This is a genomic window from Mycobacterium sp. IDUB_36, from assembly GCF_055419225.1.
Window position 1 is genome coordinate 800650 of the sequence record NZ_JBVAXH010000002.1, and the last position, 23430, is coordinate 824079.

At 68.6% G+C, this 23430-nt stretch carries 21 protein-coding genes; 7 read left to right on the top strand and 14 right to left on the bottom strand.

Annotated elements, in window-relative coordinates; translation table 11 throughout:
- The first annotated feature begins 90 nt into the window (after positions 1–90).
- Positions 91–951, top strand: coding sequence for a PfkB family carbohydrate kinase (locus ACZYW1_RS21990; protein WP_463788570.1), 861 nt, complete (start codon positions 91–93; stop codon positions 949–951).
- On the opposite strand, the gene ACZYW1_RS21995 is transcribed toward ACZYW1_RS21990, so the two are convergent.
- From ACZYW1_RS21995 to ACZYW1_RS22010, 4 genes are read right to left on the bottom strand one after another with little or no spacing between them, the layout of a single operon-like run.
- Entirely contained in the window at positions 948–1610 is a 663-nt protein-coding gene (locus ACZYW1_RS21995) for a TIGR04282 family arsenosugar biosynthesis glycosyltransferase (RefSeq protein WP_463788571.1), read from the bottom strand. The genes ACZYW1_RS21990 and ACZYW1_RS21995 overlap by 4 nt on opposite strands.
- Positions 1607–2281 carry a glycosyltransferase family 2 protein gene (locus ACZYW1_RS22000; RefSeq protein WP_463788572.1) on the bottom strand — a complete coding sequence of 225 codons (675 nt, stop codon included), beginning with the start codon at positions 2279–2281 and terminating at the stop codon, positions 1607–1609. The genes ACZYW1_RS21995 and ACZYW1_RS22000 overlap by 4 nt, the downstream gene beginning before the upstream one ends.
- A gap of 12 nt (positions 2282–2293) precedes the next feature.
- The gene (locus tag ACZYW1_RS22005; RefSeq protein WP_463788573.1) at positions 2294–3322 is read right to left on the bottom strand and encodes an NAD-dependent epimerase/dehydratase family protein; all 1029 of its coding nucleotides are present in this window, start codon (positions 3320–3322) and stop codon (positions 2294–2296) included.
- A gap of 49 nt (positions 3323–3371) precedes the next feature.
- Positions 3372–4421: an NHL repeat-containing protein gene (locus ACZYW1_RS22010; protein ID WP_463788574.1), complete on the bottom strand. Its 1050-nt coding sequence runs from the start codon at positions 4419–4421 to the stop codon at positions 3372–3374.
- 293 nt (positions 4422–4714) lie between these two features.
- Between ACZYW1_RS22010 and ACZYW1_RS22015 the strand changes: the two genes are divergently transcribed.
- From ACZYW1_RS22015 to ACZYW1_RS22030, 4 genes are all read left to right on the top strand, one after another.
- Positions 4715–5410, top strand: coding sequence for a methyltransferase domain-containing protein (locus tag ACZYW1_RS22015; protein ID WP_463788575.1), 696 nt, complete (start codon positions 4715–4717; stop codon positions 5408–5410).
- Between the two features lie 106 nt (positions 5411–5516).
- Positions 5517–6749, top strand: a complete 1233-nt coding sequence (locus ACZYW1_RS22020) for a molybdopterin-dependent oxidoreductase (RefSeq protein WP_463788576.1) — start codon at positions 5517–5519, stop codon at positions 6747–6749.
- Between the two features lies 1 nt (position 6750).
- On the top strand, positions 6751–7305 hold the full coding sequence (locus ACZYW1_RS22025; protein ID WP_463788837.1) for a hypothetical protein: 555 nt from the start codon (positions 6751–6753) through the stop codon (positions 7303–7305).
- Between the two features lie 54 nt (positions 7306–7359).
- Positions 7360–8715, top strand: a complete 1356-nt coding sequence (locus ACZYW1_RS22030) for a hypothetical protein (protein ID WP_463788838.1) — start codon at positions 7360–7362, stop codon at positions 8713–8715.
- Positions 8716–8727: 12 nt separating this feature from the next.
- On the opposite strand, the gene ACZYW1_RS22035 is transcribed toward ACZYW1_RS22030, so the two are convergent.
- From ACZYW1_RS22035 to ACZYW1_RS22045, 3 genes are read right to left on the bottom strand one after another with little or no spacing between them, the layout of a single operon-like run.
- On the bottom strand, positions 8728–10770 hold the full coding sequence (locus ACZYW1_RS22035; RefSeq protein ID WP_463788577.1) for an NAD(+) synthase: 2043 nt from the start codon (positions 10768–10770) through the stop codon (positions 8728–8730).
- Positions 10771–10819: 49 nt separating this feature from the next.
- Positions 10820–12007: a PPE family protein gene (locus tag ACZYW1_RS22040; protein ID WP_463788578.1), complete on the bottom strand. Its 1188-nt coding sequence runs from the start codon at positions 12005–12007 to the stop codon at positions 10820–10822.
- A 49-nt stretch (positions 12008–12056) separates the two neighbouring features.
- Positions 12057–13265: a PPE family protein gene (locus tag ACZYW1_RS22045; RefSeq protein ID WP_463788579.1), complete on the bottom strand. Its 1209-nt coding sequence runs from the start codon at positions 13263–13265 to the stop codon at positions 12057–12059.
- Between the two features lie 386 nt (positions 13266–13651).
- On the opposite strand from ACZYW1_RS22045, the gene ACZYW1_RS22050 reads away from it, so the two are divergent.
- On the top strand, positions 13652–14500 hold the full coding sequence (locus tag ACZYW1_RS22050; protein ID WP_463788580.1) for an NAD-dependent protein deacetylase: 849 nt from the start codon (positions 13652–13654) through the stop codon (positions 14498–14500).
- Here the strand turns inward: ACZYW1_RS22050 and ACZYW1_RS22055 are convergent.
- On the bottom strand, positions 14497–15756 hold the full coding sequence (locus ACZYW1_RS22055; protein WP_463788581.1) for a cytochrome P450: 1260 nt from the start codon (positions 15754–15756) through the stop codon (positions 14497–14499). The genes ACZYW1_RS22050 and ACZYW1_RS22055 overlap by 4 nt on opposite strands.
- Before the next feature lie 100 nt (positions 15757–15856).
- Here ACZYW1_RS22055 and ACZYW1_RS22060 point away from each other — a divergent pair, with 100 nt between their 5' ends.
- On the top strand, positions 15857–16495 hold the full coding sequence (locus ACZYW1_RS22060; RefSeq protein WP_463788582.1) for a TetR/AcrR family transcriptional regulator: 639 nt from the start codon (positions 15857–15859) through the stop codon (positions 16493–16495).
- Here the strand turns inward: ACZYW1_RS22060 and proB are convergent.
- The 6 genes from proB to ndk form a co-directional block, all read right to left on the bottom strand.
- Positions 16492–17598, bottom strand: coding sequence for a glutamate 5-kinase (gene proB / locus ACZYW1_RS22065; RefSeq protein WP_463788583.1), 1107 nt, complete (start codon positions 17596–17598; stop codon positions 16492–16494). The two genes, ACZYW1_RS22060 and proB, sit on opposite strands and share 4 nt — an antisense overlap.
- A complete protein-coding gene (obgE, locus tag ACZYW1_RS22070; RefSeq protein WP_463788584.1) occupies positions 17591–19072 on the bottom strand; it encodes a GTPase ObgE in 1482 nt (493 codons plus the stop codon). The genes proB and obgE overlap by 8 nt, the downstream gene beginning before the upstream one ends.
- Before the next feature lie 57 nt (positions 19073–19129).
- The gene (rpmA, locus tag ACZYW1_RS22075) at positions 19130–19396 is read right to left on the bottom strand and encodes a 50S ribosomal protein L27 (RefSeq protein ID WP_463788585.1); all 267 of its coding nucleotides are present in this window, start codon (positions 19394–19396) and stop codon (positions 19130–19132) included.
- 12 nt (positions 19397–19408) lie between these two features.
- Positions 19409–19720, bottom strand: coding sequence for a 50S ribosomal protein L21 (gene rplU, locus ACZYW1_RS22080; protein ID WP_463788586.1), 312 nt, complete (start codon positions 19718–19720; stop codon positions 19409–19411).
- 178 nt (positions 19721–19898) lie between these two features.
- On the bottom strand, positions 19899–22697 hold the full coding sequence (rne, locus tag ACZYW1_RS22085; RefSeq protein ID WP_463788587.1) for a ribonuclease E: 2799 nt from the start codon (positions 22695–22697) through the stop codon (positions 19899–19901).
- A 300-nt stretch (positions 22698–22997) separates the two neighbouring features.
- Positions 22998–23414 (bottom strand): nucleoside-diphosphate kinase, encoded by a 417-nt coding sequence (gene ndk / locus ACZYW1_RS22090; RefSeq protein ID WP_463788588.1) that lies wholly within the window; start codon positions 23412–23414, stop codon positions 22998–23000.
- Positions 23415–23430 lie beyond the last annotated feature (16 nt).

Here is a 23430-nt window from a genome sequence, read left to right on the forward strand (position 1 = left end):
TCGTCTACCGAACGACGAAAACGGATTTGCCGAAAACCGTTATCAACACGACGTTTGTATATCCGAACGGTTCTCCATAGCGTCGGCGACATGACGCGGGTGTGTGTGGTGGGCAGCGTGAACATGGACACCGCGTTCGAGGTCGAGAAGCTGCCTCGCCCAGGCGAGACGATGCTGGCGGAGTCGATGCGCTCGGCACCCGGCGGCAAAGGCGCCAATCAAGCGGTGGCAGCGGCCCGCGCGGGGGCGGACGTGCGCTTCGTCGGCGCTGTCGGCGACGATCCGGCGGCCGCACAGCTGCGTGATCACCTCGACGCGAACGGCGTCGGCACCGGCGGTGTGATCACCGTCGCCGGGCGTAGCGGAAACGCGGTCGTCGTCGTCGAATCCAGTGGCGAGAACCTCATCGTCGTCGCACCGGAGGCCAACGGCCGGCTGGCGCTGGACGCGGCGGCGCTGCGCGACAGCGTCGCGGACATCGATGTGTTGTTGCTGCAGTTGGAGATTCCGGTCACGACCGCGACAGCGGCCGCCCGCGCGGCCAAGTCGGCCGGTGCCACGGTGATGCTCAACGCGTCGCCGTCCGGCGGCGACGACGACGAGTTGGCCCGGCTGGCCGAGCTGATCGACGTTCTGGTGGTCAACGAAGCCGAAGCCGCGCAGTGGAATTGGCCGGTCCCGCATCGCGTGACCACCCTCGGTGCGCGCGGCGCCGGTTACACCGGTGACGGCGTCGACTTCGAGGTGGCCGCGCCCACGGTGGATCCGGTCGATACCGCCGGTGCGGGCGACGTGTTCGCCGGTGTGCTGGCAGCCAATTGGGCCGCCGGACCGGACCGGGCTCTGCGCCGGGCCTGCGCAGCCGGGGCGCTCGCCACGCTGGTGCCCGGGGCCGGAGACTGCGCGCCGGACGCCGACGCGATCGACAAGGCCACGGTAATATCGGGCTAGAGCCCGGCTGCCCGGGTGACGCGCGCGAATCGGCTGTCGTGATCGCAGGCATCACGCACCGCGGCGACGTCGTCGACGACATCGACGTCCGTCAAGGTCTCGACCGTGGTGACATCGATACCGTTGTCGCGCAGTGCCTTTGCTGTGAGTTCGCCGGTGTCCGGCCGCGACATCGGCACGCCGCGGAGATTCTCGGCCGCCGTCGGGGCGTGGAGTCCGAGGATCCACCAACCGCCGTCGCGCGCCGGTCCCAGCACGGCCGGCACCTGCAGCAGCCGGTTTGCGCAGCTGGCCAGCAGCTCGGCATTCACCTGCGGAGTGTCCATCCCGATCTGCAGCACGGGATGTTCTCCGCCGGCGTCGGCATGTGCGTTGGCCAGCCGGTCGGCGAAATCGTCGCCACGCTGCCCGACGACAGTGAAAGACCTTAGCCGGCTGCGGATCTCGGCGCTGCAGGACGCGGCGTCCAGGTCACCGGTGAGCGCGACCACCCGCGCGGCCACCGGCGCGGCCGCCGCAGCGTCCAAGGTGTCGAGCAACGCCGCGGCGGCGATGTCGGCGGCGACCTGATCGCCGACGGTCGCAGCCAGCCGCGTCTTGGCTCTGCCCGGCTCGGGCGCCTTCGCCACGATCAGCAATGTCACCGGAAGCGTGCTCACGAAATCACCTTCCAGAAGTCGAAGATCGCCGTGATGCTGCCCCGCAGTGAGCCGCTGACCTTCGACTTCCCGCCGGTGCGTGGGCCGTAGCTGACGTCGAATTCGGCGACGCGCCAACCGGCCGCGGCGGCGCGAACCAGCAGTTCCAGCGGATAGCCCGAGCGGCGGTCCAGCACACCGAGATTCAGCAGGTCCTCGCGCCGTGCGACCCGCATCGGCGCGATGTCGTGCACCGGCAGCCCGTGCCGGGTTCGCAGTCGCCAACTCATCACCACGGTGCCCAACCGGGCGACCAACGGCCAGTGCAGACCGGGCACCGCGCGGCGCCGCCCGATCGCCAGATCGGCGCCACTTTCCACCGCGGCGACCAGCCGGGGAAGGTCGGCGGGATCCATCGACCCGTCGGCATCGATCACCGCGACGATCGGGGTCGTTGCGGCGACCACCCCGGCATGCACCGCGGCGCCGTAGCCCGCTTGTCGCTCGGCCACCACCGCGGCACCGTGCCGTCCGGCCACCCCGGCCGTGTCGTCGGTGCTGTTGTTGTCCACCACCAGTGGCCGGTAGCCGGCCGGGATGGCGGCCAGCACCGCCGGCAGGGACTCCTCCTCGTTGAGGCACGGGAGCACCACGGTGACTCGGTCGGCGGAGTCCGGCAGGTGTTCTGACATCGGCGAATACCGTTACCGGAGCGGCGCGAACGCGAACTGGCGCAGACCGTCGCGCGGGTCGATCGCGGCCCGGAAGTTCAGCACCTCCGCAGCACGGGCGGGGTCGGCGACGATGTGGCGCACGTCGCCGTTGCGGTACTGGCCGGTGACCTCCGGCGACAGCGCGGTGTCACGCGCCCCGCACAGCGCGACCGCCACCTCACGGATCGAGATCGGTTGGCCGGAACAGACGTTGACCGCGGTGAAACCATCCCGGTCAGCCGTCGCGGCGACATTCGCGGCGGCGACGTCGTCGACGTGAACGAAGTCACGCATCTGGCCGCCGTCCTCGAATACCTTTGGCGCATCGCCCTTTTCGAGTGACGAACGGAAAATCGCCGCAACCCCCGAGTACGGTGTGTCACGCGGCATCCCCGGACCATAGACGTTGTGATAGCGCAGTGCCACCACCGACCCGCCCGTCGACTCCGACCACGCCAGCGCGTAGTGCTCCTGGGCCGTCTTGCTCGCGGCGTAGAGGCTGCGCGGTCGTAACGGAGCGTCCTCGTCGACCAGCCGCCAATGCAGTTCTTCGCCCCCCACCGGACAGCGATGCTCGAAAATCCCGGCATCGAGGTCGGCGCGGCGTCGCGGTTGCGGGTCGACGGGACCGTGGTCGGGGCACGCGTAGCCGCCCTGGCCGTAGACCACCATCGACGAGGCCAGCACCAGCCGCTGGACACCGGCGGCGAACATCTCGGCCAGCAGCACCGTGGTGGCCAGGTCGTTGTGACCGCCGTAGGCGGGAGCGTCCGCGGCGTTCACCCCGGCCCCGACCATTGCGGCCTGATGGCAGACCAGGTCGACTCCGGCGAGCAGCGGCGCCAGCGCGGATCCGTCCCGGAGGTCGACGCGGTGGCAGCCGGCGGGCAGTTGCGCGCCGGGGGCGTGCGCGGCAGGCAGCAACACGTCGGCACCGATCACGTCGTGGCCGGCGTCCCGCAGCGCCGTGCCCACCCTCGAGCCGATGAAGCCGGCGGCCCCGGTCAACAGAATTCTCACTGCAGATCCGCATCCTTTCGCTGTTGCCGACCGTAGCCGGGTCGCTCCCTCATCCTGTCGGCAGTAGCTCGGGGCCGATGATCTGCAGCCCGCTGCCGCTGCCGGGTGAGCTGCCGGTCACCAGGACCGCCCCCTGCCGCGGGTCGACGGCCACCGAATTGGGCTGTCGGATGGTCGGCAGATCGGCGAGGGTCCGCGGCTTCGTCGCATCGGAGAGGTCGACCACCCGCAGCCGGTTGGAGGCCGTCAAGGTGACATACAGACGACGTCGCGTCGCGTCGTACGCGAGCCCGTAGGGCTTGCCCGGTGCGTCGACTGTCGCGACCCGGCTGAGCTGAGGGCCGATCCGCTCGATGACGACCGCGCCGCCGTCGGTGTCGGCGAAGGCCGCCATGTCATCGCCAACTGCGGCCGCGTGCGTCAGCTTGACCCCGACCGGCCCGTGGGTCAACAAGCGTCGCGTGGCACCGTCGTACACCCACACCCCGTTACCCTGCACGTCGGCCACGGCCGCGCGGCCACCCACCGCCGCGACCCCACCCGGTTGGACCGGGCCCGCGGGGAGCGAGCCCCGCACCGCGCCGTCGCGCACGAAGACCACCCCGCCGCCGTGCTCGTTGGTGACCACGATCGTGCCGTCGGCGGTCTGCGCCGCATCGTGCGGCTGACGACCGACGTTGGTCACGGTGAAGGTCACCCGGCCGTCCGTGAGGTTCAACCCGGTCAGCGTGTTGGAACTCTCCAACGGCACCAGCACCGGCCCGTCTGGTCCGGCCAGGCTCAGATGCCGCGCCGCCCCGGCCGTTCGGATGGTCTCGCGCACGGCACCGGTGGCGGCGTCGATCAACGCGACACCGTTCGGATTGCGCACGGCCACCGCCGCGATTCCCGATGTCCCGATGACGACGCCCTCGGGCGCGTCGCCGACCGGCACCACGCTGCCGAGTGGGGGCACCGTCGGGAGTCCGGCGGTCGCGGGCTCGGCAGGCGGTGTACTCGCGTGCGGTGGTGCGACAGCCGGCGGCGGCGAGGCGGCGCCGCATCCGGCGACCCACAGGCTGATTGTCAGCAGGCAGATCGACGCCGACCGTGGGCTCATCACTCCACTGTGCCCGACCGCGCCCCCGAGGAGCGGCGCGGATCGTACAACCCAACTCGTGGTGAGGCCAGCCCCCACCGGCATAGCGTGAGCTGCGGTGCACTGCCGGCGCCGTTGCGGAAGCAAACCGGCTGTCGACCGGCTACCGTTCATTTGGTGGAGGTTTCGAAAACCTGGCTCCGGCAATCCTCCGCTTCAGCAGCAACGAATCGGAATTAAAAGCACCCTGCACAAATCGGAGAACGGAGATGAATGTCGGCAAGAACTCCGAATTTGCACCGCGATGACACGCGATGACAACTGAAGCCGTCGCCGCGGCGGTGCGATCCGTGGACGTGATCTATCAATCGGCCGCGTCGGGCGGTACCTGCTGGTCCCGCAATCACCTGGGGCACCGTCGCGAGCTACCCATCTCCCGGTGGATGGGCGGGCTGGCGGCCACCGCTCACGACCGCCTGGCCGACGAACATGTCTTGCGGCAGTGCTCATCGCGTCCGACCTTGGACATGGGCTGCGGACCCGGGCGATTCACCGCCTTACTCCAAGAGCGGGGGCTGCCCGCGTTGGGAGTCGACAGCTCGGCGACCGCCGTCGAGATGACCCGGCAACGCGGCGGCACCGCGATTCATCGCGACGTGTTCTCGCCGCTGCCGGCCGAGGGGTGCTGGGCCCAAGTCCTGCTCACCGACGGCAACATCGGCATCGGCGGGAATCCGGTCGAGACGCTGCGCAGGACTGCGAGGCTGCTCGCCGACGGCGGCACCGTCATCGTCGAGATCGATTCCCCCACAACCGAATCCTGCTATGAATGGCAACGGTGGGAAACCGAAGACTATCTGGGTCAATGGTTTCCGTGGTCACGCGTCGGCGCTTTCGCGCTCGGCGACATCGCGCGGGCCGCGGGGTTCTGCGTCACTGAGGTCATCACCATCCACGACCGGGTGATCGCGGTGCTGACGTTGACGACTCGCCGCGGCGCGAACCATTAGCCGCTCGCCCGACCCGACGAAGCACGTCGACGTCCCTCGGCGTGACTACGGCTTTCCCCGGCCGCTCTGGCAGGCGCTGGACCGCCGCCGTCCACCCGGGGTCGCAATGCTGCAGCGATGGCGAAGTCCGCTTCGAGGACCGTGGCTGACCTCGGTGTTCGGATCGGTGCTGCTAGTCGGTCTGCCGATCGTCGGGCTGACCGGGCTGCTGTCGTACATCGCTTACGGCCCACAGTTCGGCCAGGCCATCCCCCGCGATGTCGGATGGCTCACGCTGCCGACCTTCGACTGGCCGAGCGAGCCGTCGTGGCTCTACCGATTGACTCAGGGTGTGCACGTCGGGCTGGGTCTGGTGCTCATCCCCGTGGTGCTGGCCAAACTCTGGTCGGTGATGCCGCGGCTGTTCGCCTGGCCGCCGCTGCGGTCGATCGCGCAGTTGGTGGAGCGGCTTTCGTTGCTGATGCTGGTCGGAGGCATCGTCTTCGAACTGGCCACCGGCGTGCTCAACATCCAGTACGACTACATTTTCGGCTTCAGCTTCTACACCGCGCACTACTACGGAGCCTGGATATTCTTCGCGGGCTTCGTGATTCACGTCGTGATCAAGATCCCGAAAATGGTCACCGCACTGCGTTCGACATCGCTTCGCACAGTCCTGCGCACCTCACGAGCCGATACCCGCCCCGAGCCGCTCGACGTCGACGGGTTGGTCGCCACTGATCCTGCGCCGCCGACAGTCAGCCGCCGCGGCGCACTGGCACTCGTCGGGGGTGGCGCGGTGTTCGTCGCGGTGCTCACCGCCGGTCAGACCATCGGCGGCGTCACGCGACGTGCCGCACTGCTGATACCGCGAGGACGCGTTCGGGGTTCGGGCCCCAACGATTTCGAGGTCAACCGGACCGCGACGGCCGCTGCCATCAGCCCCGGCGATGTCGGCCCCAACTGGCGGCTGGACGTGCGCGGCCCGGCCGGAAGCCGGCTGCTCGACCGGGCTGCCCTGCAGGCCATGCCGCAGCACACCGTCGACCTGCCCATCGCCTGCGTCGAGGGGTGGTCGACCACCCAGACGTGGAGCGGGGTACGTCTTCGCGACCTGGCCGCTCTGGCGGGACTCACCGACGCCCGCGCCACCGTTCGCTCGGTGGAGCGCCGCGGCGGATTCAACCGGGCCGTCTTGACGGCCGGCCAGGTCGGCAACGCCGACGCACTGCTCGCACTCCGGGTCAACGGCGCTGACCTGTCCATGGATCACGGGTATCCCGCGCGCATCATCGTGCCCGCACTGCCCGGCGTCCACAACACCAAGTGGGTGCGGCTCATCGAATTCGAGCATGCCTGAAATGCGTTCGCTGATAACAAGATTCACCGACAGCTACGGTAGCGATCCGCTGCATCTGCTCGGTACCGTCGCGGCGTGGGCGCTGGCCGGATATGTCATCATCAAGCTCGGCCCGCACGCCTTGTGGAACCACAACGTGTGGTGGCAGTCGATCGGCGTGTGGTTTCTCGGCGCCGTCGTCGCCCACGACCTGATCCTGTTTCCGCTGTACGCGCTGGCGGACCGGTCGATCGTCGGTGCGCTTGCGGCCATCCGGAAATTCCGGCCCATGCGCGCTGAGCGGCGGGCGGCGGTCTCGCCGCTGAACTATCTGCGCGTGCCCGCTCTGGCGACCGGCCTGTCCCTGCTGCTGTTCTTCCCCGGGATCATCGAGCAGGGACACGCCAGCTACGTGGCGGCCACCGGCCAGGATCAGCAGCCATTTCTCGGACGCTGGTTGCTGTTGGTCGCCGGACTGTTCGGCGCGAGCGCCCTCGCGTACGCCGCCCGACTCGGCATGGCGGGCCGCCGCGCGCCGACCCGGGTGGATGCCGACCCGGGCCCGCCGTCGCCGTAGCGGGCGCGTCAGATCCGGTGACCGACTGTGGTGGGAGAACATGGCGGAGTGGAAGTGAAACCAGGGCGCCGCGAAGCAGTGGCGGTATCGCTGGGAGTCGTCCTGGTGGCAGCGGCGTTCGCGGTGCCGCACCTGCACCTGGGAATCGTGACCCCGCTGATTCACGCCTCGCCGAAGACGATTCACGATCTGGCTGACGTCGCCCCGCTGTTCGGCTGGTGGCGCGCGCACGTCGGCTGGGGTACCGTCCCGGCGATCGGGCTCGGCGTCGCGGTCGTGCGCTGGGGCCCCAGCCTGGCTCAGCAATTGTCTTGGCGCACACTCACACTCGTCACCTGGCTGACGTCGTGCGCCTGGGCGTTCGCGCTCGCCATGGTCGACGGATGGCAACTCGGGTTTGCGGGCAGACTGGCCGCGCGCCACGAGTACCTGCGGCAGGTGCCGACGGTCACCGACATCCCGTCGATGCTGCGGACCTTTTCCAGCCGAATTCTGGACTACCAGCCGGATTCCTGGATCACCCATGTGTCGGGACACCCGCCCGGTGCATTGCTGACCTTCGTGTGGCTCGATCGCATCGGCTTGGGCGGTGGCGCGTGGGCGGGGGCGCTCTGTCTGCTGGTCGGATCTAGTGCGGCAACGGCAGTAATCGTCGCAGTACGCGCTGTCTGCGACGAGTCGCTCGCGCGGATGGCCGCGCCGTTCGTCGCGGCCGCACCGACGGCGATCTGGATTGCGGTCTCCGCCGACGGATACTTTGCCGGGGTTGCGGCGTGGGGCATCGCGCTGCTCGCGCTGTCGGCGAGCCGGACGGTGCGCCGGCCTATCGCGGTGGCGTTCGGGGCCGGGCTGCTGCTGGGCTGGGCGGTCTACCTGAACTACGGGTTGGTGTTGATCGGCTTGCCGGCGCTGGCCGTACTCCTCGCCATGCGCGATCGTCGAGCGGCGGTGACGACTTTGGCTGCGGCCGTCGCGGCGGCGTTGGTGGTGGCGGCGGTGTTCACCACGGCGGGCTTCTGCTGGTTCGATGGCTACAACCTTGTCAAGCAACGGTATTGGCAAGGGATCGCGATGATCAGGCCGTTCCAGTATTGGGGTTGGGCCAACCTTGCCTCGGTCGTCTGCGCGATCGGCCTGGGCAGCGTCGCGGGTGTGGGCAGGATCTTCGACATCGCCGCGATCCGCCGGCGCTCCGGTCTGCAGTTGTTGGCGGTGGCCGCCGCGGCCGCGATCCTGTGCGCCGACCTCAGCATGCTGAGCAAGGCCGAGACCGAGCGGATCTGGCTACCGTTCATGGTGTGGCTGACCGCGACTCCTGCTTTGCTGCCGCGTGCATCTCAGCGCTGGTGGCTGGCCGCGAATATCGTTAGCGCGCTGATCATCAACCACGTCATGCTGACCAACTGGTAACCGGCGGGCGGCTCAGTCCTCGGGGACGTCGCGCTCGATCGCGTCGAGCCAGGCCCGCGCCGACATGTCGGACGGGGCGCGCCAGTCGCCGCGCGGCGACAGTGCCCCACCCTGGGAAACTTTCGGCCCGTTGGGCAGCGCGGACCGCTTGAACTGACTGAACGAGTAGAACCGTTGCACGAAGACCTGCAGCCAGTGCCGAATCTCTTTGAGCGGGTAGGACGGACGCTTGTTCTCCGGGAATCCCGGCGGCCAGTTGCCGCTGTCCGGGTCGCTCCACGCGTGCCAGGCCAGAAAAGCGATCTTCGCCGGCCGGAATCCGTAGCGCAGTACCTGATAGAGCGAAAAGTCCTGCAGCGCATACGGTCCGACTTTGGCTTCGCTGCTCTGCAGTTCTTCGTCCTCGCCGGCGGGTACCAGTTCGGGGGTGATCTCGGTGTCGAGCACCGACTCGAGCACCGAGATGACGTCCGGCGGGAACTGTCCCGATACGATCACCCAACGAATCAGGTGCTGGATCAATGTCTTGGGTACACCGCCATTGACGTTGTAGTGCGACATCTGGTCGCCCACACCGTATGTCGACCAGCCCAAGCCCAGCTCGGACAGGTCCCCGGTGCCCATTACGATGCCGCCGTGCTGATTGGCCAGCCGGAACAGGTAGTCGGTGCGCAGTCCGGCTTGGACGTTCTCGAACGTGACGTCGTAGACCTTCTCGCCGCGGGAGAACGGGTGGTCCATTTCCTTGAGCATCAGCGCCGCGGTCTCGGTGATGTCGATCTCGGCGAAGGTCACCCCCAGCGCGCGGCACAACTCGACCGCGTTGCGTTTGGTGCGCTCACCGGTGGCGAAGCCCGGCAGGGTGAACGCCAGAATATCGCTGCGCGGCCGGTCTTCCCGATCCATCGCGCGCGCGGCGACGATCAGCGCGTGGGTCGAGTCGAGTCCGCCGGAGACACCGATGACCACCTTGGGGAAATTCAACGCCCGCAGCCGCTGCTCGAGCCCCGACACCTGGATGCTGTACGCCTCGTAGCAGTCCTGCTGCAGCCGGTTCACGTCGGCCGGCACGAACGGGAACCGCTCGACGTGACGGCGCAGCCCGATGTCACCGGCCGGCGGGTCCAGCTGAAAGTCGATCCGCCGGAACGCCTCTGCCGACGCCCGGTGGTGGCGCCGGTTGTCGTCGAAGGTGCCCATCCGCAACCGCTCGGCGCGCAGCAACTCGAGGTCGACGTCGGCGACGCTGCGCCGCTCCCCCTTGGGAAAGCGCTCCGACTCGGCCAGCAGCACACCGTTCTCCCAGACCATGGTCTGTCCGTCCCACGCCAGGTCGGTGGTCGATTCGCCTTCTCCGGCAGCCGCATACAGGTAGGCGGCCAGGCACCGCTGCGACGCCGAACGGGCCAGCAGCGACCGATCGTCGGCGCGACCGATCGTGATCGGACTGCCGGACAGGTTGGCCAGCACCGTCGCACCCGCCAGCGCCGCTTCGGCGCTCGGCGGGATGGGGACGAACATGTCCTCACAGATCTCGACGTGCAGGACGAACCCGGGCAGATCGGCTGCTTCGAAGAGTAGGTCCGGGCCGAATGGGGCCCGCGTCCCGGCGACCCGAATGGTCCCACGCTCGTCGTCGCCCGGCGCGACCTGACGGCGCTCGTAGAACTCGCGATAGGTGGGCAGGTACGACTTGGGGACCACACCCAGCACGACACCGCGGTGGATCACCACGGCGGTGTTGTAGATGCGGTGCCGGTGCCGAAGCGGCGCGCCGACCACCAGCACCGGCAGCAGGCCGCGGGATGCGGCGACGACGTCGAGCAGCGCTTCCTCGACGGAATCCAGCAGGACGTCTTGCAGCAGGATGTCCTCGATGGAATATCCGGACAGCGTCAGTTCCGGGAAGACCGCCAGTGCCACACCGTCGTCGTGGCATTGCCGGGCCAGCCGCAGCACCGAGTCGGCGTTGGCCGTGGGGTCGCCGATCGCGGCGTGGTGGGTGCAGGCAGCTACCCGGGCGTACCCCTGGCTGTAGACGTTGTAGAAGTCCATGGCAACTCTATTGTCGCCTTGCCGTCGAGTATCGGTAGCGGAACCCCGGTTACCCACCGGGCGCGGGCCGCGGCATCCGGTAGCGGCGATCCCTCATCCGGAACACTGTGTTGTCGCCGCGACGTGGGCCGGCGTTGTTCAGGGGCGCCATCGCCGGCACGCCGCTGTGGCCCGCTGACGCCGGCTCCTGTGCCCACGGCGGCAGCACCCGCAAACCCGGCCGGGCCGCCTCCGCCGGCTCGACCGCGGCGCTGTCGTGCGAGGCCAGCGTCCAGTTCGGCGGAGTGGACAAGCCACCGACGGAGACCGCGCGACCCGCGCTGGCAAGCACCGGCTGCACCGGCCCCGATGCCGACGCAGCCTGTGCCGCGGCGGCGCCGTCCAGGGGGGCTGCCAATTCGGGCAGCAGCTGATTCTCGACCTTGGTTTCGGTCAGCCCGGTGACGAAAAGTCCTGCCTGGAACGTCGCGAACGGTATCTGATACGCCGGCACCAGCGGCCCGGTCAGGATGTTGAAGGTCTCGAAGGCGGCGATGATCGGTGAGGTGGTGGCGTCGGCTGCCACGGCGTTCCCGGAGCCGGCCGCGGCCAGGCCCTGCAGTTGCTGCGGCACCGCGGCCAGCAGTTGGGCGAGTTGGGTCGCGGATTGCCCGGTCGACGATCCGACCGCGTCCGACGTCGCCGCGGCCTGCGCCGCCGGCCCGACCGGATTCGTGGTCTGCGGTGGCTGCTCGAAGGGGGACAGTGCGGTCGCGGACGAGGCCGTGGCGGCGTAGGTGTACATCGCTACCGCGTCCTGTGCCCACATCTCGGCGTAGGCGAGCTCGTTTGCGGCGATGGCCGGCGTGTTCTGCCCGAAGAAGTTGGTCGCCACCAGCAACGCCAGCTGAGCCCGATTCGCCGCGACGACGAACGGCGGGACGGTCGCTGTGAACGCCGCCTCGTAGGCGCCGGCCGCCGCGCGGGCCTGATCTGCGGACTGCCCGGCCTGCAGGGCGGTGGCGGTCACCCAGGCCACGTAGGGCGCGGCTGCCGCCACCATGGCCGCCGAGGATGCGCCGGACCAGCTCTGCCCGTGCAACTCCGACACCACGGCGGAGTAGCGGGCGGCGAACGTCTCCAGTTGCGCGGTCAACGCGTCCCACGCCGCTGCCGCAGCCATCATCGGGCCCGAACCCGGGCCGGTGTACATCCTGGCCGAGTTGATCTCGGGCGGCAGCGCCCCGAAATCAAACATCACGTCCCCTCTGAGAATTCGCTCGAGCGCTCAACGACGACCGTGGCGGCTAACCGCCCAGGAACGGACGCGGCATTTTGAAGCGACTCGTCGGCACCCGCAGGATGTTGCTCACGGTCGGACGCGACCACATGCCCGGCTGCTGGGCCATCCCCACCATCGGCGCCGCACCCGGCGCGCCGGCCATCTCCGAGGACGCCGGGACCGCTCCGAGGTCCATCTCCGACAGCCACTGCGGATTCTCCACAGCACTGGCGATCGGGGTCGCCGAGGCCCATGTCGGCGGGACCGAGAGGCCCCCAATGGGTTCCGCCTGACCGACACTCGCAAGCACGGACCGCTCGGCGGCCCCCACGCTCTGCGCTCCGGCACTGGCCGCGTTGGCGGCGCCGGCCGCACCCGCGCCCTCCTCGGCGATCTTGGGCAGGTCCTCGGCCTGGATCCCGGTCCGGTAGAGCGCGGTGAAGAAGCTGCCGGCGCTGGTGGCCGTACGACTGAGCGCCGCGGTGAGGTTCGTCGGACCCGACAGGGTGTTGAAGTTGCTGAACGCGGTCAGCAGCGGATCGGCGAGCGGGTCGGCCGGTGCGGCTGCCGGCGCGGCGGCCGCGAAGTTCTGCAGCTGCTGAGGCACGGCGGACATCAGCCGGGACAAGCTCGACTGTGCCTGCGTCGCAGCGGAATTGCCGGCGGCTTGGGCGACGGCCGCGCTTTGCGCCGATTGCCCTGTCAGCGTCGTCGTTTCGGGCGGACGGGTGAACGGCGTCAACGAGGTGGCCGCCGACGAAGATCCGGCGTAGGCGTACATGGCCTGGGCGTCCTGCGCCCACATCTCCGCATAAGCGGCCTCGTCAGCGGCGATTTGCGCGGTGTACTGCCCGAAGATGTTCGCCATCACCAGGGCCGCGTAGTGCGCACGGTTGGCGGCCACCAGGGCCGGCGGCACCGTCGCGCCGAAGGCTGATTCGTAGGCCGCCGCGGCCGCTCGCGCCTGCCCGGCCGTCTCTTCCGCCTGGGCTGCCGCGGCCGCGATCCACTCGACGTAGGGCGTCGCCGCTGCCGCCATGGCGGCCGAAGCGCCGCCGGCCCACGCCTCACCCAGCAGACCCGACACCACGGCGCTGTAACCCTGTGCGACAGCGTCTAATTGGCTTGCGACGGCTTGCCAGGCTGACGAGGCCGCCATGATCGGGCCAGAGCCCGGACCCGCATAGAGCCGGCCCGAATTCACCTCTGGCGGCAGTGCACCGAAGTCGAGCACGTGCGTTACCCCTTTCTCTCGGCCACAGCAACGGAGAGACCGCTGCCACCCGGCCGGATGTAGCTCGTGGGGGCGCTGCTGAGGGCCGGCATCAGGTTCGGAGAACTACCGAGCACCCGCTGGTAGTGGTCCAGGTGATCACCGCAATCCCCCGCAGCGTGAGCACTGCTCCGCTGACGTGATCGCCAACCCCTTCCGGCTACCGAGGCAGCCGGCAAACGCCACATTTTTCACAGTAGCCGCCAGAATGGGCTAACTAGCATCCACATATCGAATACATGTAAACGCTTAGAATCACCGTGATTCACACGCCGTGAGCACGGGCCGGCAACCCCGAGCGGACGACGGCGGCGGCTTGCCGGGCATGAATCCGTACCCTCGATGAGGTGACGGCAGTGCACGCGGAAGCTCCCGAGTTGGTCGCTGCCCTCACCGGTCGCCGCGTTGCCGTGCTGACCGGCGCGGGCATGTCGACCGACTCCGGCATCCCCGACTACCGCGGCCCCGATTCGCCGCCGAGCAACCCGATGACCATCCGGCAATTCACCTCGGACCCGGTGTTCCGCCAGCGGTATTGGGCCCGCAATCACGTCGGGTGGCGGCACATGGACGACACCCGACCCAACGCCGGTCACCGTGCGCTCGCCGAGCTCGAACGACTCGGTGTGGTGAGCGGCTTGATCACCCAGAACGTCGATCTGCTGCACACCAAAGCGGGCAGCGCGCACGTGATCAATCTGCACGGCACCTACGCGCAGGTGGTCTGCCTGAGCTGCGGCCACACCATGGGCCGCGCGGCGCTCGGCGAGGAATTGGATGCGCTGAATCCGGGGTTCACCGAGCGCGTCGAGGCGATCGGAGGCCTGGCCGTCGCACCCGATGCGGACGCCGTCGTCGACGACACCGCGTCGTTCCGCTATCTCGACTGCCCGGCCTGCGGCGGCATGCTCAAGCCCGACATCGTGTACTTCGGCGAGAGTGTCCCCAAAGACGTTGTCCAACGGGCGTTTTCACTGGTCGAGGATGCCGACGCGCTCCTGGTGGCCGGTTCGTCGCTGACGGTGTTCTCCGGCTACCGCTTCGTGCGGCACGCCGCGTCCCTCGGCATGCCGGTCGCGATCATCAATCGCGGGCCGACCCGCGGCGACGACCTGGCGACCGTCAAGGTCGACGGCGGCTGTTCGGAGCTGCTGACCCTGCTCACCGAGGAGCTGGCCCCCGCGGCCGTCGACTAGAAGGTGCAGGGCATGCTGCGGATGCCGTGGATGAAGTTGCCGGCCAGATAGGCCGGGTCGCCGGCCTCGATGTCCGGCAGCTGATGCAGCAGCTCGCCGAAGATGGCCCGCAGCTGCGCCCTGGCCAGGTTCGCGCCCAGGCAGAAGTGCACACCGCCGCCGCCGAAACCGACATGCGGGTTGGGGCTGCGGCTCAGGTCGAGACGCTCGGGGTGGGTGAACACCTCGGTGTCGAAGTTGCCCGAGGAATAGAACATCACCACCTTCTCGCCGGCGCGCACGCTCTGACCGCCGATCTCCACATCCTTTGCGGCCGTGCGGCGGAACGTCATCACCGGCGTCGCCCATCGGATGAACTCCTCGACGGCTCCGCCGATCCGGTCGTCGAAGTCCTCCAGCAGCCATGCCCGCTGGTCGGGGTAGTCGGTCAGGGCCCGCAGCGCATGGCTGGTGGTCTGGCGGGTGGTGTCGTTGCCGGCCACCGCGAGCAACACGAAGAAGGCGGCGATGTCGGCATCCGCCAGCCGATCTCCGTCCACCTCTGCGTTGACCAAAGCGCTGAGCAGGTCGTCACCGGGGTTCTCGCGCCGCTCGGCGGCCAGCCCGAAAGCCACCTGGTGGATGTACATCTGCGCTTCGAACAGCACCTCCAACGGCGGGCGGCCGTTGAGGTAGATCGGGTCGGCCCACGAGACCATCGCGTCGGCGGCATGCGCCACCTTCTGCCGCTCCGCCTCGGGGATCCCGACCATGTCGGACAGCGTGCGGATGGGCAGCTCCTTGGCGCACCGCTCGACGAAGTCGGCACCGGTGCCTGCGTCTTTCAGCTCTTCGACGATCGCTTTGGCGTTGGCCTGGATCGAGTCTTCGATTCGTCTGACCTGCCGAGGGGTGAAAGCCGCGCTGACGAGCTTGCGCAGAAAAGTGTGCCGGGGCGGATCCATCGCCAGGAAGGACTGCGACGCCTCGAGCAGCTCCTCGGGGACGTTCTCGAAGAGAACACCCTTTCCGGACAGGAACGTCTCGTTGTCGCGGCTCATCGCGACGATGTCGTCGCGGCGGGTGACCGCCCAGTATCCGGGGTCGTCGGGATCCGACATCAACGCGTCTTCGACCGGCGGGTGCCAGCTGACCGGCCGGTCGGCGCGCAGCTCGGCGAACACCTGCTCGCGCTCCTGCGCACTGGTCGACCAGAACGCCCGCGAGGACAGGTCGATGGGGTCGTAGGGGCGAGGGGTGGCAGCCGTCGCTGTCATGAGCGGATCCTCCATCGGATATGACGCCGGTCACAATCACGGAACACCGACGACCCTAGAAGTAGACACAGTGTCTAGTCAAGGTGTCATACTGTCGGCTATGCCATCAGTCACCCGAAAGCCGCAGGCCAAGCGGCAGGAGCGGCGCGAACAGATCGAGCGCCGGCTGCTCGACGCCACCGAGCGACTGATGTGCGACGGCGCCAGCTTCACCGAACTCAGCGTGGACCGGCTCTCCACCGAGGCCGGGATGTCGCGGGCCAACTTCTACATCTACTTCGAGGACAAGGGCGACCTGCTGCGACGGCTGGCCGGCCAGGTGTTCGGGGAGCTCTCCGACAGCGCCGAACTGTGGTGGGGTGTCGCCTGGCGACACGATCCCGGTGATGTCCGCGCCGCGATGGCCGGCATCATCGCCGGCTACCGCCGGCACCAACCCGTGCTGGTCGCGCTCAACGAGATGGCGGGCTACGACCCGCAGGTGGCGGCGACCTACCGCGAATTGCTCGACGGGATCTCGCGGCGACTGACGCAGGTGATCGAGGACGGCCAGGCCGACGGCTCGATCCGCCGGGAGCTGCCCGCGGCCACCACGGCCAGCGCACTCAGCTGGATGGTCGAGCGGGCGTGCCAGCAGAACCTGCCCAGCAGGCCGCCGGAATACGACGCGGAGCTGACGACAACGCTGACCGAGATAGCTTGGGGCGCGCTATATCTGGTGCCGATAGCAAAGGGCTAGACGGCGACCAGGTCGTCGGCGTGCACCGCGGGCCGACGTAGTTCGGCGGGAAGGTCGGACGTCGACCGGCCGATCATGGTGGCCAGCTCGGCCGCATCGTAGGCGACCACTCCGCGGGCCACCAGCGTCTGGTCCGGGCCGTTGAGGTCGACGACGTCGCCGCCGTAAAAACGCCCGTCCAGCGCGGTGATTCCCGCGGCTAACAGTGAACGGCGCTGGCCCAGAACGGCATTCACCGCTCCCTGGTCCAGGGCCAGTACACCGGCGGATTCCGCGGCGTAGCGCACCCAGAACCGGCGCGCCGACATCCGACTGGGCCGCGGCGCGAACACGGTACCCACCGAGGCGTCCGCCAGAGCGGCCTCGGCGTTGGCGGCGGCCGCCAACAGCACCGGAACGCCGGCGTCGGCGGCCAACAACGCCGACGACAACTTCGATGCCATGCCGCCGGTGCCGAGGTGGCTGCCCTGCCCGGCGATCACGCCGGCCAAGTCGTCGGGCCTGGAAACCTCTGCGATGAACCGACTTTCGGCGGACTTGCGCGGGTCGGAATCGTAGAGCCCGTCGATGTCGCTGAGCAGGATCAGGGCGTCGGCGCCGACCAGATGCGCCACCAGCGCCGACAACCGGTCGTTGTCGCCGAACCGGATTTCGTTGGTGGCCACCGTGTCGTTCTCGTTGACGATCGCCACCGCGTGCAGTACGCGCAACCGGTCGAGGGTGCGCTGAGCGTTGTTGTGCTGCACCCGCATCGAGACATCGTGTGCGGTCAGCAGCACTTGGCCGACACTGCGCTGGTAGCGGGCGAACGCGGTGCTCCACGCATTGACCAGGGCGACCTGCCCGACGCTGGCCGCGGCCTGCTTGGTGGCCAGGTCGGTGGGCCGCTTGTTCAGCCCGAGCGGCTCGATACCCGCGGCGATCGCACCCGACGACACGATCACGACGTCCGAGCCGGCTATCATCCGCGCCTCGATGGCATCGGCCAGCCCGGCCAGCCGGCTCGCGTCGAACATGCCGGACGGTGTGGTCAGCGCGGTGGTGCCGACCTTGACGACGACGCTGCGCGCAGTTCGAACAGCTTCCCGTGCAAGACTATTCATTGTTCTTGTGCCGGGCCTCGGAGCGCCACTCCTCCGCCTCGTCGCCGGCGCGGCGTTGTTTCCTGGCCGCCTTGCGTTCGTCGGCGCCGATGCGGTCGCTGGGGTCCAGACGCGTGTCGGTGCCGCGTCGAGTCATCAAGGTGTCGATGCCGGCCGGTGTCTGCGGCTCCCAGTCGAAGGTGACGTCGCCGATGGTGACCGCGCAACCCGGCTGTGCGCCGAGCTTCATCAGTTCGTCTTCCACACCGAGCCGGGCCAGCCGGTCGCCGAGATAGCCGACTGCCTCGTCGTTGTCGAAACTGGTTTGGGCGATCCACCGCTCGGGCCGCCGACCGCGGACCACGAATCCACCGTGCTTGTCGGACTCGACGGTGAAGCCGGACTCGTCGACCGGCACCGGACGAATCACCGGACGTCTCGGCACCACCACCGGCTGTGCGGCCTGATATTCGGCGACCATGTCGGCCAGTCCGAAGATCAACGGTTGCAAGCCTTCTCGTGCAACGGTCGACACCGCGAAAACCCGCCATCCGCGAGCGGCGATCTCGTCACGGACGAACTCCGCCATCTCGCGAGCTTCCGGTACGTCGATCTTGTTGAGCACAACCGCGCGGGGTCGGTCGATCAGGTCACCCAGTGTCGAATCCCCTTGCAGAGTGGGCGTATACGCGGCCAGCTCGGCTTCCAGGGCGTCGATGTCGGAGATCGGGTCGCGCCCCGGCTCCGCGGTCGCACAATCCACCACGTGGATGAGCACCGCGCAGCGCTCGATGTGCCGCAGGAAGTCCAGGCCCAGCCCGCGACCCTGCGATGCGCCCGGAATCAGGCCCGGCACGTCGGCGACTGTGAACGTCCGCTCCCCCGCCGACACCACACCGAGGTTGGGTGCCAGGGTGGTGAACGGGTAGTCGGCGATCTTCGGCTTGGCCGCCGAAATCGTGGACACCAGTGAGGATTTGCCGGCTGAGGGAAATCCGATCAAGCCGACGTCGGCGACGGTCTTGAGTTCGAGGGTGAAGTCCCGCTCTTCGCCCTTCTCGCCCAGTAGCGCGAATCCGGGAGCCTTGCGGGCCCGCGAGGCCAGCGCGGCGTTGCCCAGTCCGCCGCGACCGCCCGCGGCGGCCTCGAAGCGAGTGCCGATGCCGACCAGGTCGGCCAGCATCCGGCCGTCTTCGCCGACGACGACGGTGCCGTCGGGAACCTTGATCTCGAGGTCGGGAGCCGCGGCACCGGAACGGTTGCCGCCCATCCCCTGCTTGCCGGAGGCGGCCACCACGTGCGGGTGGAAGTGGAAGTCGAGCAGGGTGTGCACCTGCGGGTCGACGACCAGCACGATGCTGCCGCCGCGGCCACCGTTGCCGCCGTCGGGCCCGCCGAGGGGCTTGAATTTCTCCCGGTGAACCGAGGCGCACCCGTTGCCGCCGGACCCGGCGCGTGCGTGGATGACGACACGGTCGACAAACCGAGGAGCCATCGGAATTCCTCTAACTCGTCGAATGTGAAGCCGCAGACGGCCTCACACTCGCAGCGCTCAGTCGGTCGACGAGGCGGCCGAGACGATGTTGACCGTCTTGCGGCCGCGCTTGACGCCGAACAGGACGGCGCCCGCCGCCTTGGCGAACAGCGTGTCGTCGCCGCCACGGCCGACGTTGACGCCGGGGTGAAAGTGGGTGCCGCGCTGGCGGACGATGATCTCGCCGGCCTTGACGACCTGGCCGCCGAATCGCTTCACGCCCAGCCGCTGCGAGTTCGAATCGCGACCGTTACGTGAGCTGGAAGCGCCTTTTTTGTGTGCCATGTCTGTCGCCTCCTATTTGATTCCGGTGACCTTCAGGACCGTCAGCTGCTGACGGTGACCCTGACGCTTGTGGTAGCCGGTCTTGTTCTTGAACTTGTGGATGCGGATCTTGGGGCCCTTGGTGTGCTCGAGCACCTCACCGGTGACGGCAACCTTGGCCAACGCGGACGCGTCGGAGGTGACGTCGGCGCCGTCGACCACCAGGGCGACCGGAAGCGACACGCTGGCGCCGGGCTCTGAGTCGAGCTTCTCGACCTTGACCACGTCACCAACGGCAACTTTGTACTGCTTACCGCCGGTCTTGACGATTGCGTAGGTCGCCATGGTTACGTCTACCTCTTCTTCGTACTGGTCTCGCGCGCGCCACCCAGTGAAGCGTGCGCGGGCTTGTCGGGGGGTGTCGGCCAGCTACTTGTCCCACCTGGCAGGCCAGCGGGCCTGGCGACAACTGGTCAAGGGTACGTGACCAGCGGCTACAGGGTCAAACCGGCCGATCAGTCCATCAGTGCACGGGCGGGCCGGCGGGACGTGCCGCGGCACGGCGTCGGCGAGGCCGGCCCGCGGTCACCGCGGCGACCCGGTGCCCGTCGTCCGAGTCGTCGTCGTCCTCGTCGTCGTCATCCTCGTCCTCGTCGTCTTCGTCGTCCTCGTCTTCGAGGTCGTCGTCCTCATCGAGATCGTCGTCGTCGTCGAGATCGACCTGTTCGGTGTCGTCGTCGTCATCCGAGTCGTCTTCGTCGTCGTCCGCGTCGTCGTCGAAGTCGTCGTCTTCGAGGTCTTCCTCGGCCGTCTCCGTCGCGACCTGCTCGTCAACTCCGGCGTCGGTGAGCGCCTGATCGTCGGCCAGGTTCTCGGCGTCCTCGCCAGGCGCGGACTCGTCGCCCTCTTCGTGCCCGCCATTGGCGGCCGCCATCGCCTTGAACATCGGGTGCTCGCCGGGGGCGTGGGCCGGCACGGTGGCAACCGGGGCCTCTTCGCTCTTGCCCTTCTTGCCCCGCCGGCCGCGTCGACCACTCGACTCCGACTTGCGACTGGTCGCCGCAATCGAGTCGACCGGATCGGCGTGCAGCATGATGCCGCGGCCGCTGCAGTGCGGACACGTCGTCGAGAAGGCCTCGATCAGCCCGGTCCCCAGCTTCTTGCGGGTCAGCTGCACCAGGCCCAGCGAGGTCACCTCGGACACCTGGTGGCGGGTCCGGTCGCGGGCCAGAGCCTCGGTCAGCCGCCGCAACACCAGGTCCCGGTTGGATTCGAGGACCATGTCGATGAAGTCGATGACGATGATGCCGCCGATGTCGCGCAGCCGTAGCTGGCGCACGGTTTCTTCGGCCGCTTCGAGGTTGTTCTTGGTGACGGTCTGCTCGAGGTTGCCGCCCGAGCCGGTGAACTTGCCGGTGTTGACGTCGACGATGGTCATCGCCTCGGTCCGGTCGATGACCAAGGTGCCGCCGGAGGGCAGCCAGACCTTGCGGTCCATCGCCTTGGCCAACTGCTCGTCGATGCGGTGCACCGCGAACACGTCGGGACCGTCCTGGGCGGCCGGCTCGTACTTGTCCAGCTTCGGAACAAGCTCGGGTGCAACCGAATTCACGTAGTCGTTGATCGTGACCCAGGCGTCGTCGCCGGAGACGACGAGCTTGCCGAAGTCTTCGTTGAACAGATCGCGGATGACCTTGACCAGTACGTCGGGCTCCTCGTAGAGCGCGACGGCGGCACCAGCGGCCTTCTCCTTGGTCTGCTGCGCGCGCTCGGCGATCTCGTTCCACCGCTCCTGCAGGCGGTTGACGTCGGAGCGGATGTCGTCCTCTTTGACACCCTCGGACGCGGTCCGGATGATCACCCCGGCGTCGGACGGGACGACCTCGCGCAGGATCTCTTTGAGCCGCTGGCGTTCGGTGTCGGGAAGCTTGCGGCTGATGCCGGTCGAGGAAGCACCCGGCACGTAGACCAGGTAGCGGCCGGCCAGGGACACCTGGGTGGTGAGGCGGGCGCCCTTGTGACCGACCGGGTCCTTGCTGACCTGGACGACGACGTAGTCGCCGGGCTTGAGCGCCTGCTCGATCTTGCGGTTGGACCCGCCGAGACCGGCGGCCTCCCAGTTCACCTCGCCGGCGTAGAGCACGCCGTTGCGGCCGCGGCCGATGTCGACGAACGCTGCCTCCATCGACGGCAGCACGTTCTGCACGATGCCCAGGTAGATGTTGCCCACCAGGGACGCCGACGCCGCGCTGGTGACGAAGTGTTCGACGACGATGCCGTCTTCGAGCACCGCGATCTGGGTGTAGCGGCTGCCGGGGTGCGGCGGTTCGGTGCGGACCTTGTCGCGTACCACCATGACCCGGTCGACCGCCTCACGGCGGGCCAGGAATTCGGCTTCAGTCAGGACCGGGGGGCGGCGACGGCCGGCGTCGCGGCCGTCACGGCGGCGCTGCCGCTTGGCTTCGAGCCTGGTCGAGCCGTCGATGCCCTGGATCTCGTTGTTGCCGGAGTCGGGCTTGTTCTTGGCCCGGGGTGCCCGCTCGTGGACGACGGTGTTGGGCGGATCGTCGGGAGACGAGTTGTCGTCGGAGTCGTCCCCGGAACCGGACTTGCGCCGGCGCCGGCGGCGGCGCCGCTTGGTGGCTCCGTCACCGGAGCCGTTGTCGTCATCGCCGGAATCGTCCGAGTCGTCATCGGAGTCGTCGTCCGAGTCGTCGCCGGAGTCGGCCGACGGGTCCGATTTGCCGCCGTCACCGTTCTCGGCGCCGTTCTGTTCGCCACGACCGCGACCACGACCACGGCGTCCGCGACGGCGCCGGCGGTTGGCCGGACGGTCGGCCTGGTCGTCGTCCCCGTCCCCGTCGCCGTCGAAGTCGTCTTCGTCGTCATCGTCGTCGGTCTCGGCTTCGGCTTCGGCCTCGGCGGCGTCATCGGCCTTCTTGGGCGCCTCGACCCGCTCGACCGGCTGGGGCGCCACGAACAGCGGCATGTACTCGGGACGCTCGGCCGGCGCCGTCTCCAGCATCAGCCGAGACTCGGGCTCACCCGCCTCGCCGTTGGCGTCGGAGGCCTCGGTGGCGACCGACGCGGCGACCGTCGCCGGGGCTTTGGCCAGTAGGTCGCGTACGCGGACCGCGTCGACGCGTTCGACGGTCGAGTGCGCGCTGCGAACCCGCCCGTCGAGCTCGATCAGCGCATCGAGCACCTGCCGGCTGGTAGTTCCCAGCGCTCGCGCCAGGGAATGCACCCTCAACCGGTCTGGCAGGTCTTCAGCCTGCGACGACACTTCCGGGACTTCTGAGAATGGGCCACCGTCTGTCACGAATTCTCCTCAAGCCCCCGGGCGCGTCATGATGACGCGGCCACGCGAGGGCTTCGCTATGTACCCGGGTCACTTCCTCCCGGGCTTGTGATGGTCTTGCCCCGAGCAGTTCGGGTCGAACACACTCGGTGCCGGTCTGAATGATGGCTGGACAGCCGCGCCGCGAGTCGCGGTGGTCGCGCTTGTCGAAGTCTTCATCCGGGAGTCTGTCGACGTTCCTAAGCCGGCCCGGCGACGTTCACCCGTCAATCAGTATCCCATACCGATGTGCCGGGCCGGACCAGGTGCGCCGAGCTGTTATCAAACCTGGGAGAACCAGAGCGCGATTTCGCGCTTCGCGGACTCCGGCGAATCGGAGCCGTGCACCAGGTTGAACTGCGTCTCCAACCCGAAATCGCCCCGGATGGTGCCGGGCAGCGCCTTGTCCACCGGGTCGGTGCCGCCGGCGAGCTGCCGGATTGCGGCGATCGCCCGCGGGCCCTCGACGATGGCCGCGACCAGCGGCGATGAGGTGATGAATTCCACCAGCGAACCGAAGAACGGCTTGCCGTCGTGCTCGGCGTAGTGGTTTTTCGCCAGCTCGTCGCTGACGGTCCGCAGCTCCAGGGCCGCGATGGTCAGGCCCTTGCGCTCGACGCGACCGAGAATTTCGCCCACCAGGCGACGTTCGACACCATCGGGCTTGATCAACAACAGAGTCTGCTCAGCGCTCGTCACGGCGGTCAGCGTAACG